The organism is Leminorella grimontii ATCC 33999 = DSM 5078, from assembly GCF_000439085.1.
Taxonomy (GTDB): Bacteria; Pseudomonadota; Gammaproteobacteria; order Enterobacterales; family Enterobacteriaceae; genus Leminorella; species Leminorella grimontii.
The window spans coordinates 1-13,940 of sequence record NZ_AUUA01000020.1 but is presented as its reverse complement, the minus strand read 5'-3'; the positions used below and the strand labels follow the sequence as shown (position 1 = coordinate 13,940).

Genomic DNA, 13,940 nt, shown 5'->3' with positions numbered 1-13,940 from the left:
GATGATGGAAAATATCGCTCTAGCAACCGTTCTGGTTCCCTTTGTCGGGGCCGTTATTGTGGGGCTCGCGCCCGCAATGCGGGCTCGGACGCTCTGCGGCGTATTCTCAGCCGCCGCTACGCTTCTCTCGCTCGCGCTGGCGCTCAGTTGGCTGAACGGAGGCAGAATCGACGCCGCCTATCCGCTCGTTAGCATAGGCCAAGCCGAACTGTTTGGGCTGGTGGTGGACCGCATCAGCACGCTTATCACCTTCGCCGTCGTATTCCTTGGTTTTTTAGTAAGCGTTTACTCCGCAGCCTACTTAACCAAGGGTAACAAAGAGCATCCCCACGAAGGGCTCCCTCGCTACTACGCGCTGCTGCTGGTATTCATCGGAGCAATGGCCGGGCTGGTGCTTTCTTCTACGCTGGTCGGCCAGCTGCTGTTTTTTGAAATCACCGGCGGCTGCTCCTGGGCGTTGATCGGTTATTACCAAAAGCCAAAGCCGCTGCGCTCCGCCCTGAAGGCGTTGCTTATCACTCACGTCGCCGCCGTCGGGCTTTATCTGGCCGCAGCCTATCTGTTCGCCGAAACGGGCACCTTCTCACTGTCGGCGCTGGCTAACCTCAACGGTGACGCCAAGACGCTGGTGCTGTTTGGCATCATGTTCGCCGCCTGGGGCAAGTCCGCCCAGCTGCCGCTGCACGTCTGGCTGCCGGACGCCATGGAAGCGCCTACTCCTGTGAGCGCTTACTTACACGCGGCATCAATGGTGAAGGTCGGCGTCTATATCTTCGCTCGCGGCCTGATGTCAGCCGGAAACATTCCGGAAATTATCGGCATCGTCGGCATAGTGATGGCGATACTCACGCTCCTCTACGGCTTTATCATGTATCTGCCGCAGACTGACTTAAAGCGGCTGCTGGCCTACTCCACCATTACGCAGCTCTCTTACATTTTTATAGCGCTGTCGCTGTCCGCCTTTGGCTCTCAAATGGCCTTTGACGGCGGTATCGCCTACATCTTCAACCACGCGTTCGCCAAGAGCCTGTTCTTCCTGGTCGCCGGTGCGCTCAGCTACAGCTGCGGTACCCGCATGCTGCCCAGGCTTCGCGGCATTATGCGCCGCATGCCGCTTTTGGGCGTAGGTTTTTGCGTGGCGGCAATGGCGATTACCGGCATTCCGCCGTTTAACGGATTCTTCAGCAAGTTCCCGCTGTTTGCCGCCGGCTTTGAGCTTTCTAACGCTCACGTGTGGATTATGCCGATCATGATTTTGGCGCTGGTGGAATCCGTGGCCAGCTTCGGCTGGTTCCTCTACTGGTTCGGCAAAACCGTGCCGGGAGAACCTTCAGAGGAGGTGGCTAACGCCTCCCCGGTTCCCCCTGCCATGCAGGGAGTGCTTCTCGTGTTGATTGTGATGTCCCTGTGCTCGAGCTTCATCGCAGCCTGGTGGCTAGGATAACGGAGTTGATGATGACCGGAACGCTTATAGTAAACAACCTGGCAGGACTGCTGATCGTCAGCTCACTGCTCGTTATCGGCGCCAAACGTCCGAAAAACGCTGCGCTATTTTATGCGCTGCAGTCGCTTGTCCTGGTGCTGACCTTTATCGCGCTGGCCTGCACCATGAAGGCCGAAGAGCTGTACTGGTGGTCGGGCACCGCGTTTATCACCAAAGTACTGCTGGTGCCGTGGATTATGTATAAGGCGCTGGGCAAGCTGCAGGACCCACAGGCAGATACGCCGGTTATCGGGCTTGGCCTGCTCATCCTTATTGCCGCCGTGATTATCGTGCTGAGCTATCTGGTGGTCGACGCCGTTCGCCTGCCGATGGTAGAAGCGCTCAAGCCTGCGCTCAGCGTATCTTTAAGCCACTTCTTCCTTGGGCTTTTGTGCATCGTCAGCCAACGCAACATCCTCAAGCAGATTTTCGGCTATTGCCTGATGGAAAACGGCGCGCACCTGACGTTGGCGCTAATGGCCTATAAGGCGCCGGAACTGGTGGAAGTCGGCATTGCGACCGACGCCATTTTCGCCGTTATCATCATGTCCTTCATGGCGCGCAGGATTTACCACACGCTGAAAACCCTGGACGTTCGGCAACTGACGGCATTGAAGGGGTAACGGAAAATGACGAATACGCTATGGACTTACGCTCTGCTCTCAACGCCGCTGCTGATTTCACTGCTGTGCTTCGCCTGTCGCTGGCTTGGTAACGCCCGCCAAGCCGTCACCGTGCTGCACTCCATCGGCATTATTGCTACCTGCGGATTTTCTCTGTTGACGGTTTGCGGCGTGCTTCAGTCTGGAGCGCTGCTGGCGCTGCACCAGTGGATCTATATCGACAGCCTCGGCGCGCTGTTTAGCGCTATCATCGGCGTGATTGGGCTGCTGGCCGGGCTTTACTCCATCGGCTATATGGGGCATGAAGTCGAGCATGAAGAGGTCAGCGTTACGACGCTTTGTAGCTATTACGGCTTCTTTCACCTGTTTTTGTTCACCATGCTGCTGGCCGCCACCGCCAACAATATCATCATGATGTGGGTCGCTATTGAGGCTACCACGCTAAGCTCGGCGTTTCTGGTCGGGCTCTATGGGCAACGCTCTTCACTGGAGGCGGCCTGGAAATACATCATCATCTGTACGGTCGGCGTCGCCTTCGGGCTTTACGGCACCGTACTGGTTTATGCCAACGCCGCGGGTGTATTGGCAGACCCGAGCCAGGCGATTTTCTGGACGGTCCTGCATCAAAACGCCAATCTGCTCGATCCGACGCTGATGCATCTGGCCTTCGCCTTTGTGCTGATAGGCTTTGGCACCAAGTCAGGCCTGTTTCCGATGCACGCCTGGCTGCCAGACGCCCACAGCGAAGCGCCCAGCCCCACCAGCGCCATGCTGTCGGCCGTGCTGCTCAACTGTGCGATGCTGGTGGTTATCCGCTACTACATTATCGTCAACAAGGCCATCGGCTCCGAATTTCCGCAAATGCTGATGTTGATTTTCGGCCTGCTGTCGGTGGCCGTCGCCGCGCTGTTTATCATCGTTCAGCGCGATATCAAGCGGCTTTTAGCCTACTCCAGCGTGGAAAACATGGGGCTCATCGCCCTTGCCTTCGGCATCGGTGGGCCGCTGGGTACGCTGGCCGCGCTGCTGCACACCGTTAACCACAGTCTGGCGAAAACTCTGCTGTTCTGCTGTTCAGGCAACGTTCTGTTGAAGTACGGCACGCGAGATATGGACGCGGTTAAGGGAATTATGCGCGTAGCCCCGGTAACGGCGGTGCTGTTCGCCGGCGGCGCGCTGGCGCTCGGCGGCATACCGCCGTTCAACGTGTTCGTTAGCGAGTTCATGCTGGTGACCGCCGGCATTCAGGCCGGCAAAGTCGCCGTTATCGTCGTTTGCCTGCTGCTTTTAACCGTTGTACTGGCCGGGCTGGTGAAAATGGTGGCCTCAACGGTACTGGGGCCAAGCCCTGAAGCGTTGGCCAAAGGCGAGCTGGGAGCAATGACGCTGTTGCCCATCGCCCTGTTAATGGTGCTGATGTTGATAATGGGCCTGCACATTCCGCAGCCGGTGCTTCAACTTTTACACAACGCCGCCGCTATCGTGATGGATAACGGCAGTTTACCGGTCGGCGATTCGCTGACGTTGCCCTGGCAGAGCGTCCAGGCTGCGGTCGTCCACGGTCAATAGTCATGAACGACAGGAGAAACAAAACGTGAATACCCTTAGTGAAACTAAAGTCGGTCATGGCTATGTTGAAGGCGTAAGGCAGAAGTTCCCGTCGGCGGTGCTGGAAGAGAGCTGGCAAACGCACAATCAGGTTACCCTGACGGTAAAAACCAACGCGCTGCCGGAGATCGTCGAATGGCTTTACTACGTACAGGGCGGCTGGCTGTCGGTGCTGTTTGGCAACGACGAGCGGCCGCTTAACGGCAGCTACGCCGTTTACTATGTACTATCGATGGAGGCCACGGTGAAAAGCTTTGTCACCGTCAAAGCCATGGTCGATGCCAATACGCTGGAATTTCCTTCCGTTACGCCCCGCGTTCCCGCCTGCGTATGGGGCGAACGCGAGGTACGCGACATGTACGGCCTGCGCCCGGTAGGTCTACCCGACGAGCGCCGCCTGGTACTGCCGGACGACTGGCCGGACGATCTCCACCCACTGCGTAAGGACGCCATGGACTACCGCGAGCGTCCGGATCCGACTACCAACACTGAAACCTATCGCTTTGTGAACGAAGGCGGCGAAAGCCGCGTCGTCCCCATCGGGCCGCTGCACATCACCTCTGACGAACCGGGGCATTTTCGCCTGTTCGTCGACGGTGAAGACATCGTCGACGCCGACTATCGCCTGTTCTACGTTCACCGCGGCATGGAAAAGCTGGCGGAAACCCGCATGGGCTATGATGAGGTCACGTTCCTGGCCGATCGCGTATGCGGCATCTGCGGCTTTACCCACAGCGTGGCCTACGCCAACTCGGTTGAGAACGCCCTCGGCATTCACGTCCCCGAGCGCGCCCAAATGATCCGCACCGTTTTGCTGGAGGTAGAACGCTTACACAGCCATCTGCTGAACATCGGCCTCTCCTGCCACTTTGTCGGTTTTGATACCGGCTTTATGCAGTTTTTCCGCGTGCGCGAAAAAGCGATGAAGATGGCGGAAATGCTAACTGGCGCGCGTAAAACCTATGGCTTAAACCTGATAGGCGGCGTACGCAGGGACATCCTGAAAGCCCAGCGGCTAGAAGCGCTTAAAACGTTGCATGAAATGCGCACGGAAGTCACCCAACTGGTCGAGATCCTGCTGGATACGCCTAACATGCAGCAGCGCACGGTCAACGTCGGCGTGCTGGACCGTAAGGTCGCCAGAGACTACAGCCCGGTAGGGCCCGTGGTTCGCGCCAGCGGCTACTTCCGCGACGTGCGTAAGCTACACCCCTTCGCTGGCTACGCCAACGTGCCTTTTGAAGTTCACGTTAAGGACGGCTGCGACGTTAACTCCCGCGTGATGATCCGCATTCAGGAGTTTTACGAGTCCATCGCCATCATCGAATACGCGCTGGACAACTTGGCAGATGGCCCGCTGCTGGTAGAAGGTTTCCGCTATCAGCCCCACCGCTTTGCGCTGGGCATTACCGAGGCGCCGCGCGGTGAAGACATCCACTGGAGCATGCTGGGCGACAATCAGAAGCTATATCGCTGGCGCTGCCGCGCCGCGACTTACGCCAACTGGCCGCCTCTGCGCTACATGCTGCGCGGCAACACGGTGTCCGACGCGCCGCTGATTATCGGCAGCCTCGATCCCTGCTATTCGTGTACCGACCGGGTCACCGTGGTCGACGTACGCAAGCGTAAGGCGCAGACCGTGGCCTACAAAGAGATCGAGCGCTATGGCATTGAGCGCAAGAACTCTCCGCTGAAGTAACGCCGAGGTGAATCATGTTTAAACTGCTGAAAACCATACTGAACGTCGGTGATACCACGGTTAAGTATCCCTTTAAGCCCTACGACGTCTGTCAGGATTTCCGGGGCAAGCCGGAGTATAACGCCGAGCAGTGCATTGCCTGTGCGGCTTGTACCATGGCCTGCCCCGCCAACGCGCTGACCATGAGTACCGATACCGCAAGCGGCGAACGCACCTGGTCGCTATTTCTCGGACGCTGTATCTTCTGCGGTCGCTGCGAAGAAGTGTGCCCAACCAGGGCGATCCGGCTGTCGGAAGAGTTTGAGCTGGCGGTGTTCAACAAACAGGATCTGTTTCAGGAGGCGGTATTCCAGGTCGCCTCATGCCGCATTTGCCATAAACCATTCGCGCCGCAAAAGTCTATCGACTACGCGATTTCGCTGCTTATCCAGGCCGGCATGAGCCAAGAAGAGGCGGAAAGCCGTCGTTCCCAGCATGAAACCTGCCCCGAATGCAAACGCAAGCAGAGCGTCGCCCATTCAGACAGCGTCGCGCTGGGCCTGCATCTTAATCAGGAGATGACAAAATGAGCAGTCAACTCGAAACGGTGGTTAACGGCATTTCCAAGCCGCTGTCGGTCGAAGAACAGGTCGCTAAGCTTAAAAAGACGCTGCTTAAAGACATTCAGCGCTCGGCTTACGTTTATCGGGTCGACTGCGGCGGCTGCAACGGCTGTGAGATCGAGATTTTCGGCACCATTACGCCCGTGTTTGATACCGAACGTTTCGGCATCAAGGTCGTGTCGTCTCCGCGCCACGCCGACATCCTATTGTTTACCGGCGCGGTAACGCGCGCCATGCGCGCCCCCGCGCTGCGCGCCTATGAATCGGCTCCCGATCCCAAAATCTGCATTTCTTACGGTGCCTGCGGCTGCGGAGGCGGCATCTTTCACGATCTGTACTGCGTCTGGGGCGGAAGCGACCAAATTGTGCCGATTGACGTTTACATTCCCGGCTGCCCGCCGACGCCAGCGGCTACGATTTACGGCTTCGCCATGGCGCTGGGGCTGTTAGATCAAAAGCTAAAAATGCCTAACCATGTGCAAACGGCAGGCGAACATCCTGCGCTACGTTTCCCAACGCTGCCGACCTCCGTACGCGTCGAACTTGAGCGGGAAGCTCGCAGAATGGCAGGCTACCGTCAGGGCGGCGACATTGCCGACGAGTTTATGCGGCTACTGACGCAAAACGTTCCGCACTCCGTTGATGAACGTATCGCTGCCTATCTCGACAAACATGACGACCCGCGCCTGCGGGAGATTGTCGGCCGCTTGCATGCTATTTGCGCGCCGCGCCTGAAAGGAGAGTAGAACAATGTCGACCGATAACGTGGTGTTCTACACCCTAAACCAGAAATTTCTCGACAGCGACGACGACGTGCCGGAGCAGAGTCAGCAGGTCATGTACTATTCCTTGGCTATCGGCCACCACGTCGGCGTCATTGACTGCTTAAAAACTTTGATGCACGTTCCGACCGAAGACTACCGAGACTGGGTAGCCCAGCTGCCAGAAGGCGGCGAAGCGCGCAGAAAAATGGAAGGCCTGCTGAGGTTTGGCGAGATTACTATCGACAGCAGCCACGTCCAACTTTTAGCGCAGGCCTGGTCTGCAATAGGCGAGCGCCTGACGAAGATTCAGTCAGAATGGACGCAAACGCTGATGAAAGCGCTACACGCTATCGACAAAGAGCCGGCGATTTATCTGATTGTCAGAAGGCGCGACGCATGACGGTTTCAACCGCTTCCCGCGTTGTGCTTACCGTGGGCAACGCCATGATGGGGGACGACGGTGCCGGGCCGAAGCTTTATGAGATGATGATGAACTCGTCGATCGCAGGCTGGGAAGCCATCGACGGCGGCAGCGCGCCTGAAAATGAATCACACAGGGTCAAAGCGCTTAGGCCAAACACGCTTGTGATTGTAGATGCAGCCGATATGGGGCTGGAGCCGGGAGAGATTCGCCTGATAGACGCAGAAAGCATCGCCGACATGTTTATCATGACAACTCATAACCTGCCGCTGAACTTTCTGATAGACCAGCTAAAAGAGGACATCCCCGAGGTCTTTTTTATCGGTATTCAGCCCGACGTGGTGGCGTTCGCCTTTCCCATGACGCCCGTCGTCTCTGAAGCCGTGGACGCCGTTTACCAAAGCCTGACTCGTTGGCGGGGTGAGCCGGAGTTTGAGTGGCTGTAGGGCTTGAGCATATTCACAAATTGATACTCATCAAATAAACAACTTTGCTGAATTTCAGTGAATATTGCGGCACGTCAACATGGAGGGAATCTATCTGGTGTATCACTGCACGTTGGGAAGTTGCCCCCAAATATGAGACAGCGGCATCGACATATTTGACGAGCCGATGTCGACACGCCATCTGGTTCACAGAGAAACTACGGCAAAGCAAATAAAATCAGTGAATTATAAAAACAAAAAGCTGGCATAAACCCTGCTTATCTCTTTTAGGGCAGTAGCATGAGATAAGCCTTTTGGAAGGCCAGCCTTTGAACACAGTCTTCCTCTGACCGCGCGGCGGTCGATACGTGAGTAATGGAGATGTATTTATGAACCGGTTCGTTATCGCCGATCCCAAGAACTGTATTGGATGCCGCACTTGCGAAGTCGCCTGTGCCGTCGTCCACAGTGCGGGTAACGATGTGGCAAACCTGTCGGCCAAAAGCTTTTCTCCCCGCATTCGGGTAATCAGAGGCAGCACGGTCAGCACGGCTATTCTTTGCCGCCACTGTGAAGACGCGCCCTGTGCGGAAGTTTGTCCTAACGGCGCCATTGTAAGAAGCAATAGCAGCATTCAGGTGATCCAGGAAAAGTGCATCGGCTGTAAAACCTGCGCGATTGCCTGCCCTTATGGAGCAATGAGTATTGTAACCAGCCAGGTCACCGTACCGAGCGACGGCGCTATTGTCGGTTCTCGCCTTAAGGCGCAGGCGCTCAAATGCGATCTGTGCGAAGGCGTAGCGGAAAGCCCCACCTGCATAAAAGTGTGCCCAACCAACGCGCTGCGTCTGGTAACGCCTGAATCATTAGACGCCTTAATGCGGCAGAAGCAAGAACGAGCCGCACTGGAAGAGGCGGGAGAAATTCATTTTTAGCTATCCGTTCTTGACTATCCGTTTCTGGTGAATGGGTAGATCCATGGACTTGAGGAGCAATGTGAGCATGAAAAAAGTCATTACCGTCTGCCCGTACTGCGCGTCGGGCTGCAAAATCAACCTGTTGGTTGAGGGCGGGAAAGTCGTTGGCGCTGAAGGCGCAAACGGGGTCACCAATCAGGGAGAGCTCTGTTTGAAGGGCTACTACGGCTGGGACTTCCTTAACGACACCAAGATCCTGACCCCTCGCCTGACAAAACCGATGATCCGCCGCCAGCGCGGCGGTGAGCTGGAAGCCGTTTCGTGGGACGAAGCGATAGAGTTCGCCAGTTCCCGTATGAAAAAAATCATCGAAGAACACGGCCCTGACGCCGTGATGACTTCAGGTTCATCTCGCGGCCCAGGCAACGAAGTGAACTACATTATGCAGAAGTTTGCTCGCGCCGCTATTGGTACGAATAACGTAGACTGCTGCGCTCGCGTCTGACACGGCCCTTCGGTTGCAGGTCTGCACCGCTCGGTCGGCAACGGCGCAATGAGTAACTCCATCCCCGAGATGGAAGATACCGATTGTCTGTTTATCTTCGGCTACAACGCCGCGGATTCACACCCTATCGTAGCTCGCCGCATTCTGAAGGCGAAGGCGAAAGGGGCTAAAGTTATCGTCTGCGATCCGCGCTATATTGAGACCGCGCGCATCGCCGACCTTTGGCTGCCGCTAAAAAATGGCAGCAACGTGGCGCTGCTCAACGCTTTTGCCAACGTACTGATTAACGAAGGGCTGTACAACAAAGAGTTCGTCGCTAACCATACCGAAGGCTTTGAGGAGTACTGCAAGGCGGTTGAGAAATACACGCCGGAGTACGTTGAAGAGATTACCGGCCTGTCGGCTAAGCAGATCCGCGAAACGATCCGCATGTACGCCGCTGCGCCTTCCGCCACCATCCTGTGGGGGATGGGCGTAACCCAGTGGGGCCAAGGCGTCGATACCGTTCGCTGCCTGACCAGCCTGGCGCTGCTGACCGGCAACCTGGGGCGGCCAAACGTCGGCGTCGCTCCCGTTCGGGGCCAGAACAACGTTCAGGGCGCCTGCGACATGGGGGCGCTTATCGACACGCTGCCCGGCTATCAGTACGTTAACGATCCGGCCGCCAGAGAGAAATTCGCCAAGGCTTGGGGCGTTGAGTCGATTCCAGAGAAGAAAGGGTATCCTCTCAGCGAGCTTCCCCATAACGCCATCACCGGTAAAGTGAAAGCGTTCTACGTGATGGGGGAAGACCCTTTGCAGACGGAGCCCGATCTGTCCGTCGTCCGTCAGGGCTTTGAGGCGCTGGACTTAGTCATCGTACAGGACATCTTCATGACGCAAACCGCCGAAATGGCGGACGTTATCTTCCCAGCTACGTCCTGGGGCGAACATGAAGGGGTTTACACCAGTGCAGACCGCGGATTCCAACGTTTCTATAAGGCCGTTGAGCCGAAAGGCGACGTAAAAACCGACTGGGAAATCATCTGTCTTATGTCGAGTGCGATCGGCTATCCAATGAAGTACAACAACACCAAAGAGATCTGGGATGAACTTCGCGAGCTGTGCCCGATCTACTACGGCGCCACCTATGAGAAAATGGAAGGCCTCGGCTACGTGCAGTGGCCATGCCCAACCCTTGACCACCCCGGCACTCAGTATCTGTTCGCCGGCAGCAAGTTCAACCGACCTAACGGCAAGGGTGCGCTGTACGCCTGCGAATGGCGTCCGCCGATGGAGCCAACGGATGAAGAATATCCGCTGGCGTTGGCGACGGTGCGCGAAGTAGGCCACTACTCCTGTCGTTCAATGACGGGCAACTGCGCGGCGCTGCAGACCCTGGCCGACGAGCCGGGCTACGTTCAGATGAATACGCAGGATGCGGCCAAGCTTGGCGTTAAGGATCAGGAGCTGGTCTGGATCTCATCCCGCCGAGGGAAAGTCATTAGCCGTGCGGCAGTCAGCGATCGCACTAACCAAGGTGCGGTTTACATGACTTACCAGTGGTGGATTGGTGCTTGCAACAGGCTAACGTTGGACGAGCTGGATCCGATATCCAGAACGCCGGAGTTTAAGCATTGTGCGGTGAAGGTTGAAGCCATTTCCGATCAAAACTGGGCGGAAAGCTACGTTCAAAAAGAGTACACGACGCTGAAGGGACGACTGCGCCAAGCAGCCGAAGCCTGACGCATCGGTATTCCATAAGAAAAGGGGCCAAATCGGCCCCTTTCATTTTTATACTCGTTAATCGCTTTCTAAAATATCCTTTACCGAGATCCCTAAGCGCTGCATGCGCGACAGTAGGGTCGTGCGCTTAAGCCCCAGCTTCTCCGCCGCGCCTTTAGGACCGGCAACTATCCCGTTAGTCTCTTTCAGCACGCGAATGATTTCCTGCCTCTCGGTTTCGCTGTCATCGGCCAAACGGACGGGCTTAGGCTGCGGCTTTTGTTTGGCAGGCTCTAAAGCTGGCCTGCCGTTCATCGGCGCTAAATGATACTGCAACTCCTGAGGCCGAAGGTTTAACACAGAGCCTTTGGTTAAAATCACCGCGCGTTCGATAACGTTCTGTAACTCCCGTACGTTGCCTGGCCACGGTAGCTTTGCCAAAAGTTCAATAGTTTCCGCCGGCACGCTTTCAATATGGCGGTTCATTCGTTTGGCAATGCTCTTGGTAAAGAACTTCACCAGCGACGGAATGTCCTCTGGGCGCTCGCGTAGCGGAGGAATAACGATGGGAAATACGTTCAGACGATAATAAAGATCGCTGCGGTAGGCTTTATCAATCACCATCTGGTGGAGATTGCAATTTGTTGCCGCAATCAGCCGCACGTCGACGGGAATAACCCGGCTTCCCCCCAAGCGTTCAATCTCTCTTTCCTGCAGCACGCGCAAAAGCTTGGGTTGTAAATCCAGCGGAATATCACCTACCTCATCTAAAAACAGCGTGCTGCGATCGGCCTGTTCAAAACGACCTACGCGCTGGGCAGTAGCGCCGGTGAACGCGCCCTTTTCATGACCAAACAGATCGCTTTCCAAAAGCCCAGATGGAATCGCAGCACAGTTTACCTTTACCATCGCTCGCGAGCTGCGCTGGCTTAGCTTATGGATCGCACGAGCGATAAGCTCTTTTCCGGTTCCCGTTTCTCCTAATATCAGCACGGTGCAGTCGCTGTCAGCCACCATCGCTACCTGATCCAATACCGCAGACATCGCCTCGCTTTGCCCAATAATTTCGTCGAACGATTCAAAGTTGCGGATCTCTTCCGACAGATACTGGTTTTCATGAAGCAGATTGTCTTTCAAACGAGAAATTTCTTCGTAGGCCAGCGCATTATCCAACGCTATCGATATACGAGCAGCAATGTGGCTAAGCAGTGCAAGGTTTTGGTCTGAGAATACGCTGTCATCTATGCTGCCTAAGCACAATACTCCCAGCGTTCTTTCATTGAAAACCAGAGGCAACAGGCAAAATGAAGGAAGAGTGGTTTGAGAGAGCGCGGCAATATACTCATCCTGTGCGCTGGCGGTTTTAAACGTGCTGCTGTACAAAAGGCGGGGCTGCGTTTGATTAAGGAGCGACTTGAGCACTGGGCTTGCAAGAGAGCAGTAGTCGTGTCGATGAAGAACTTTTTCTTTGTTCTTAAACTCTGCGCTAAAGCGGCTTAATCGCGCTAAATGCGCGTCGGGGAGATCGAGACTTATATAGCTGATATTGAAAAAATGATGAATTTCGTCAGAAAGCTCGGCGGCCAGCTCGCTTAATTCTCGTTTAGCCAGCACGGTATTGGTGACGTCGACCAGAATACGAAAGTTCTCCAGCTCTTGCCGGAGTGAATTTTCGCCGTCAGAATAAATCGATTGCTCAAGCCGTAATAATGCCATAACTCAATCGCCATAAAGTCAGAAACATAGTGCCCAATCAGCGCTGAGATTTATTATCGTCTATTGGTCTATTGCGGGTTCTCTATCGCTGCGAGAAGCGGGAATGCTCAGTCAGGGCATGCGTAGTACTTATTTAGTGTACGATATTAACCCTTGCGTTTGTATGACTTTCCAATATTGAATGGATAAAAGTGAACGCAGATCAAATTTAGTAAAAAAGAGTAATAGCAAGCAACAACGCGTTAGAGACAACCATTCAAAATGATGTTTAAAAGCAGTAAAAATATATTAATAGGAAATATGTTAATTAATTTTAATAACTAAAATTATATAACTTCTACTTTAGAAAATGACTCTCGGTTTCGGCTAACCGGCAATATCAAGTTCATATACTGAAATGCAAAGAGGCCACTCTCTCGAGTGGCCTCTTTTAATTAAAAGTCTGGCTGCTTATGAACCTCTTCAAGGCCTATCCTTCGAGCCGTTGCTTTGTAACGTTCAAAAGGCGAAGCCTTTTTGTCTATAGCTAGTCTCATCGAGGCCGTTCTCCGGACATTCAAACTTGCTCCCGGCAGGTTTGTGTCCATCAAGTAGCGAACCGCCGTTAACAAAAGCAAAAAGGCCACTCTCTCGAATGGCCTTTTCTAATTAAAAGTCTGGCAGTTCCCTACTCTCGCATGGGGAAGCCCCACACTACCATCGGCGCTACGGCGTTTCACTTCTGAGTTCGGCATGGGGTCAGGTGGGACCACCGCGCTATCGCCGCCAGACAAAACTTTCTACGTCTAACGTAATTCAAGTGGTGCTGATACCCAGAGTCGAACTGGGGACCTCACCCTTACCAAGGGTGCGCTCTACCAACTGAGCCATATCAGCGCCGAATTTCCTACAGTGCTCGTATGTATACGCTCACTTCTAATTAAAAGCCTGGCAGTTTATAAACCTCTTCGAGGTTCACCCTTCGGGCCGTTGCTTCGCAACGTTCAAAAGGCCTTGCCTTTTGTCCTACTCTCTATCGAGTAGCGAACTGCCCGAACATCTGCGTACTTCTTTAAATTAAGAGCCTGGCAGTTCCCTACTCTCGCATGGGGAAGCCCCACACTACCATCGGCGCTACGGCGTTTCACTTCTGAGTTCGGCATGGGGTCAGGTGGGACCACCGCGCTGTCGCCGCCAGGCATATTCTTTGTGCTCTGTCCTGTGTCTTTCACGCTGATGCTGCGTTGGCCGCTCTCCGTCGTCACAGTCACATACCTATGTATGTTCCCGTGCCGCCCTCGTTTGCCGCCTTGCCTCACCGCGAAATCCTTCGGACTTTAATCCGCAGAACAAACTGAATAATTCTTCGTCTCTAAAACGCCTTCGGCGTTGTAAGGTTAAGCCTCACGGTTCATTAGTACTGGTTAGCTCAATACATCGCTGCACTTACACACCCAGCCTATCTACGTCATCGTCTTTAACGTTCCTTTAGGG

The 13,940-nt window shown here is 54.9% G+C and carries 10 protein-coding genes, 1 tRNA gene, 3 rRNA genes and 1 pseudogene; 10 read left to right on the top strand and 5 right to left on the bottom strand.

The window, feature by feature from the left end:
• Positions 1-4 precede the first annotated feature (4 nt).
• The 10 genes from G544_RS0116410 to fdhF all read left to right on the top strand — a co-directional run bounded on the left by G544_RS0116410 (position 5) and on the right by fdhF (position 10,772).
• Positions 5-1,444: a hydrogenase 4 subunit D gene (locus G544_RS0116410; protein ID WP_027275603.1), complete on the top strand. Its 1,440-nt coding sequence runs from the start codon at positions 5-7 to the stop codon at positions 1,442-1,444.
• Positions 1,445-1,455: 11 nt separating this feature from the next.
• Positions 1,456-2,106: a hydrogenase 4 membrane subunit gene (gene hyfE / locus G544_RS0116405; protein ID WP_027275602.1), complete on the top strand. Its 651-nt coding sequence runs from the start codon at positions 1,456-1,458 to the stop codon at positions 2,104-2,106.
• 6 nt (positions 2,107-2,112) lie between these two features.
• The gene (locus G544_RS20840; RefSeq protein ID WP_081650818.1) at positions 2,113-3,675 is read left to right on the top strand and encodes a hydrogenase 4 subunit F; all 1,563 of its coding nucleotides are present in this window, start codon (positions 2,113-2,115) and stop codon (positions 3,673-3,675) included.
• A gap of 25 nt (positions 3,676-3,700) precedes the next feature.
• Positions 3,701-5,413: a hydrogenase large subunit gene (locus G544_RS0116395; protein WP_027275601.1), complete on the top strand. Its 1,713-nt coding sequence runs from the start codon at positions 3,701-3,703 to the stop codon at positions 5,411-5,413.
• A gap of 14 nt (positions 5,414-5,427) precedes the next feature.
• A complete protein-coding gene (gene hyfH / locus G544_RS0116390) occupies positions 5,428-5,982 on the top strand; it encodes a hydrogenase 4 subunit H (protein WP_027275600.1) in 555 nt (184 codons plus the stop codon).
• Positions 5,979-6,761 carry an NADH-quinone oxidoreductase subunit B family protein gene (locus tag G544_RS0116385; protein WP_027275599.1) on the top strand — a complete coding sequence of 261 codons (783 nt, stop codon included), beginning with the start codon at positions 5,979-5,981 and terminating at the stop codon, positions 6,759-6,761. The genes hyfH and G544_RS0116385 overlap by 4 nt, the downstream gene beginning before the upstream one ends.
• A gap of 4 nt (positions 6,762-6,765) precedes the next feature.
• Positions 6,766-7,179 carry a formate hydrogenlyase maturation HycH family protein gene (locus tag G544_RS0116380; RefSeq protein WP_036024370.1) on the top strand — a complete coding sequence of 138 codons (414 nt, stop codon included), beginning with the start codon at positions 6,766-6,768 and terminating at the stop codon, positions 7,177-7,179.
• Positions 7,176-7,646 carry a hydrogenase maturation peptidase HycI gene (gene hycI, locus G544_RS0116375; protein WP_027275597.1) on the top strand — a complete coding sequence of 157 codons (471 nt, stop codon included), beginning with the start codon at positions 7,176-7,178 and terminating at the stop codon, positions 7,644-7,646. Before G544_RS0116380 ends, hycI begins: the two co-directional genes overlap by 4 nt.
• Before the next feature lie 368 nt (positions 7,647-8,014).
• Positions 8,015-8,560, top strand: coding sequence for a 4Fe-4S dicluster domain-containing protein (locus G544_RS0116370; RefSeq protein WP_027275596.1), 546 nt, complete (start codon positions 8,015-8,017; stop codon positions 8,558-8,560).
• A gap of 67 nt (positions 8,561-8,627) precedes the next feature.
• Positions 8,628-10,772 carry a formate dehydrogenase subunit alpha gene (fdhF, locus tag G544_RS0116360; protein WP_081650817.1) on the top strand — a complete coding sequence of 715 codons (2,145 nt, stop codon included), beginning with the start codon at positions 8,628-8,630 and terminating at the stop codon, positions 10,770-10,772.
• A 57-nt stretch (positions 10,773-10,829) separates the two neighbouring features.
• On the opposite strand, the pseudogene G544_RS20835 reads toward fdhF, so the two are convergent.
• The 5 genes and pseudogenes from G544_RS20835 to G544_RS0116335 all read right to left on the bottom strand — a co-directional run.
• Positions 10,830-12,398, bottom strand: a pseudogene (locus G544_RS20835) (sigma 54-interacting transcriptional regulator); the annotation flags it as partial.
• Between the two features lie 723 nt (positions 12,399-13,121).
• Positions 13,122-13,237 (bottom strand): 5S ribosomal RNA (gene rrf / locus G544_RS0116350).
• 30 nt (positions 13,238-13,267) lie between these two features.
• A tRNA-Thr gene (locus G544_RS0116345) sits at positions 13,268-13,343 on the bottom strand.
• 186 nt (positions 13,344-13,529) lie between these two features.
• Positions 13,530-13,645, bottom strand: a 5S ribosomal RNA gene (gene rrf / locus G544_RS0116340).
• A gap of 194 nt (positions 13,646-13,839) precedes the next feature.
• Positions 13,840-13,940: ribosomal RNA gene (locus tag G544_RS0116335) — 23S ribosomal RNA — on the bottom strand; the annotation flags it as partial.

Bases quoted from the DNA above. Each gene is read 5' to 3' on its own strand.
- G544_RS20840 (WP_081650818.1), top strand. From the start codon at position 2,113: ATGACGAATACGCTATGGACTTACGCTCTGCTCTCAACGCCGCTGCTG.
- G544_RS0116385 (WP_027275599.1), top strand. From the start codon at position 5,979: ATGAGCAGTCAACTCGAAACGGTGGTTAACGGCATTTCCAAGCCGCTG.
- hyfH (WP_027275600.1), top strand. From the start codon at position 5,428: ATGTTTAAACTGCTGAAAACCATACTGAACGTCGGTGATACCACGGTT.
- G544_RS0116370 (WP_027275596.1), top strand. From the start codon at position 8,015: ATGAACCGGTTCGTTATCGCCGATCCCAAGAACTGTATTGGATGCCGC.
- G544_RS0116410 (WP_027275603.1), top strand. From the start codon at position 5: ATGGAAAATATCGCTCTAGCAACCGTTCTGGTTCCCTTTGTCGGGGCC.
- hycI (WP_027275597.1), top strand. From the start codon at position 7,176: ATGACGGTTTCAACCGCTTCCCGCGTTGTGCTTACCGTGGGCAACGCC.
- G544_RS0116380 (WP_036024370.1), top strand. From the start codon at position 6,766: ATGTCGACCGATAACGTGGTGTTCTACACCCTAAACCAGAAATTTCTC.
- hyfE (WP_027275602.1), top strand. From the start codon at position 1,456: ATGACCGGAACGCTTATAGTAAACAACCTGGCAGGACTGCTGATCGTC.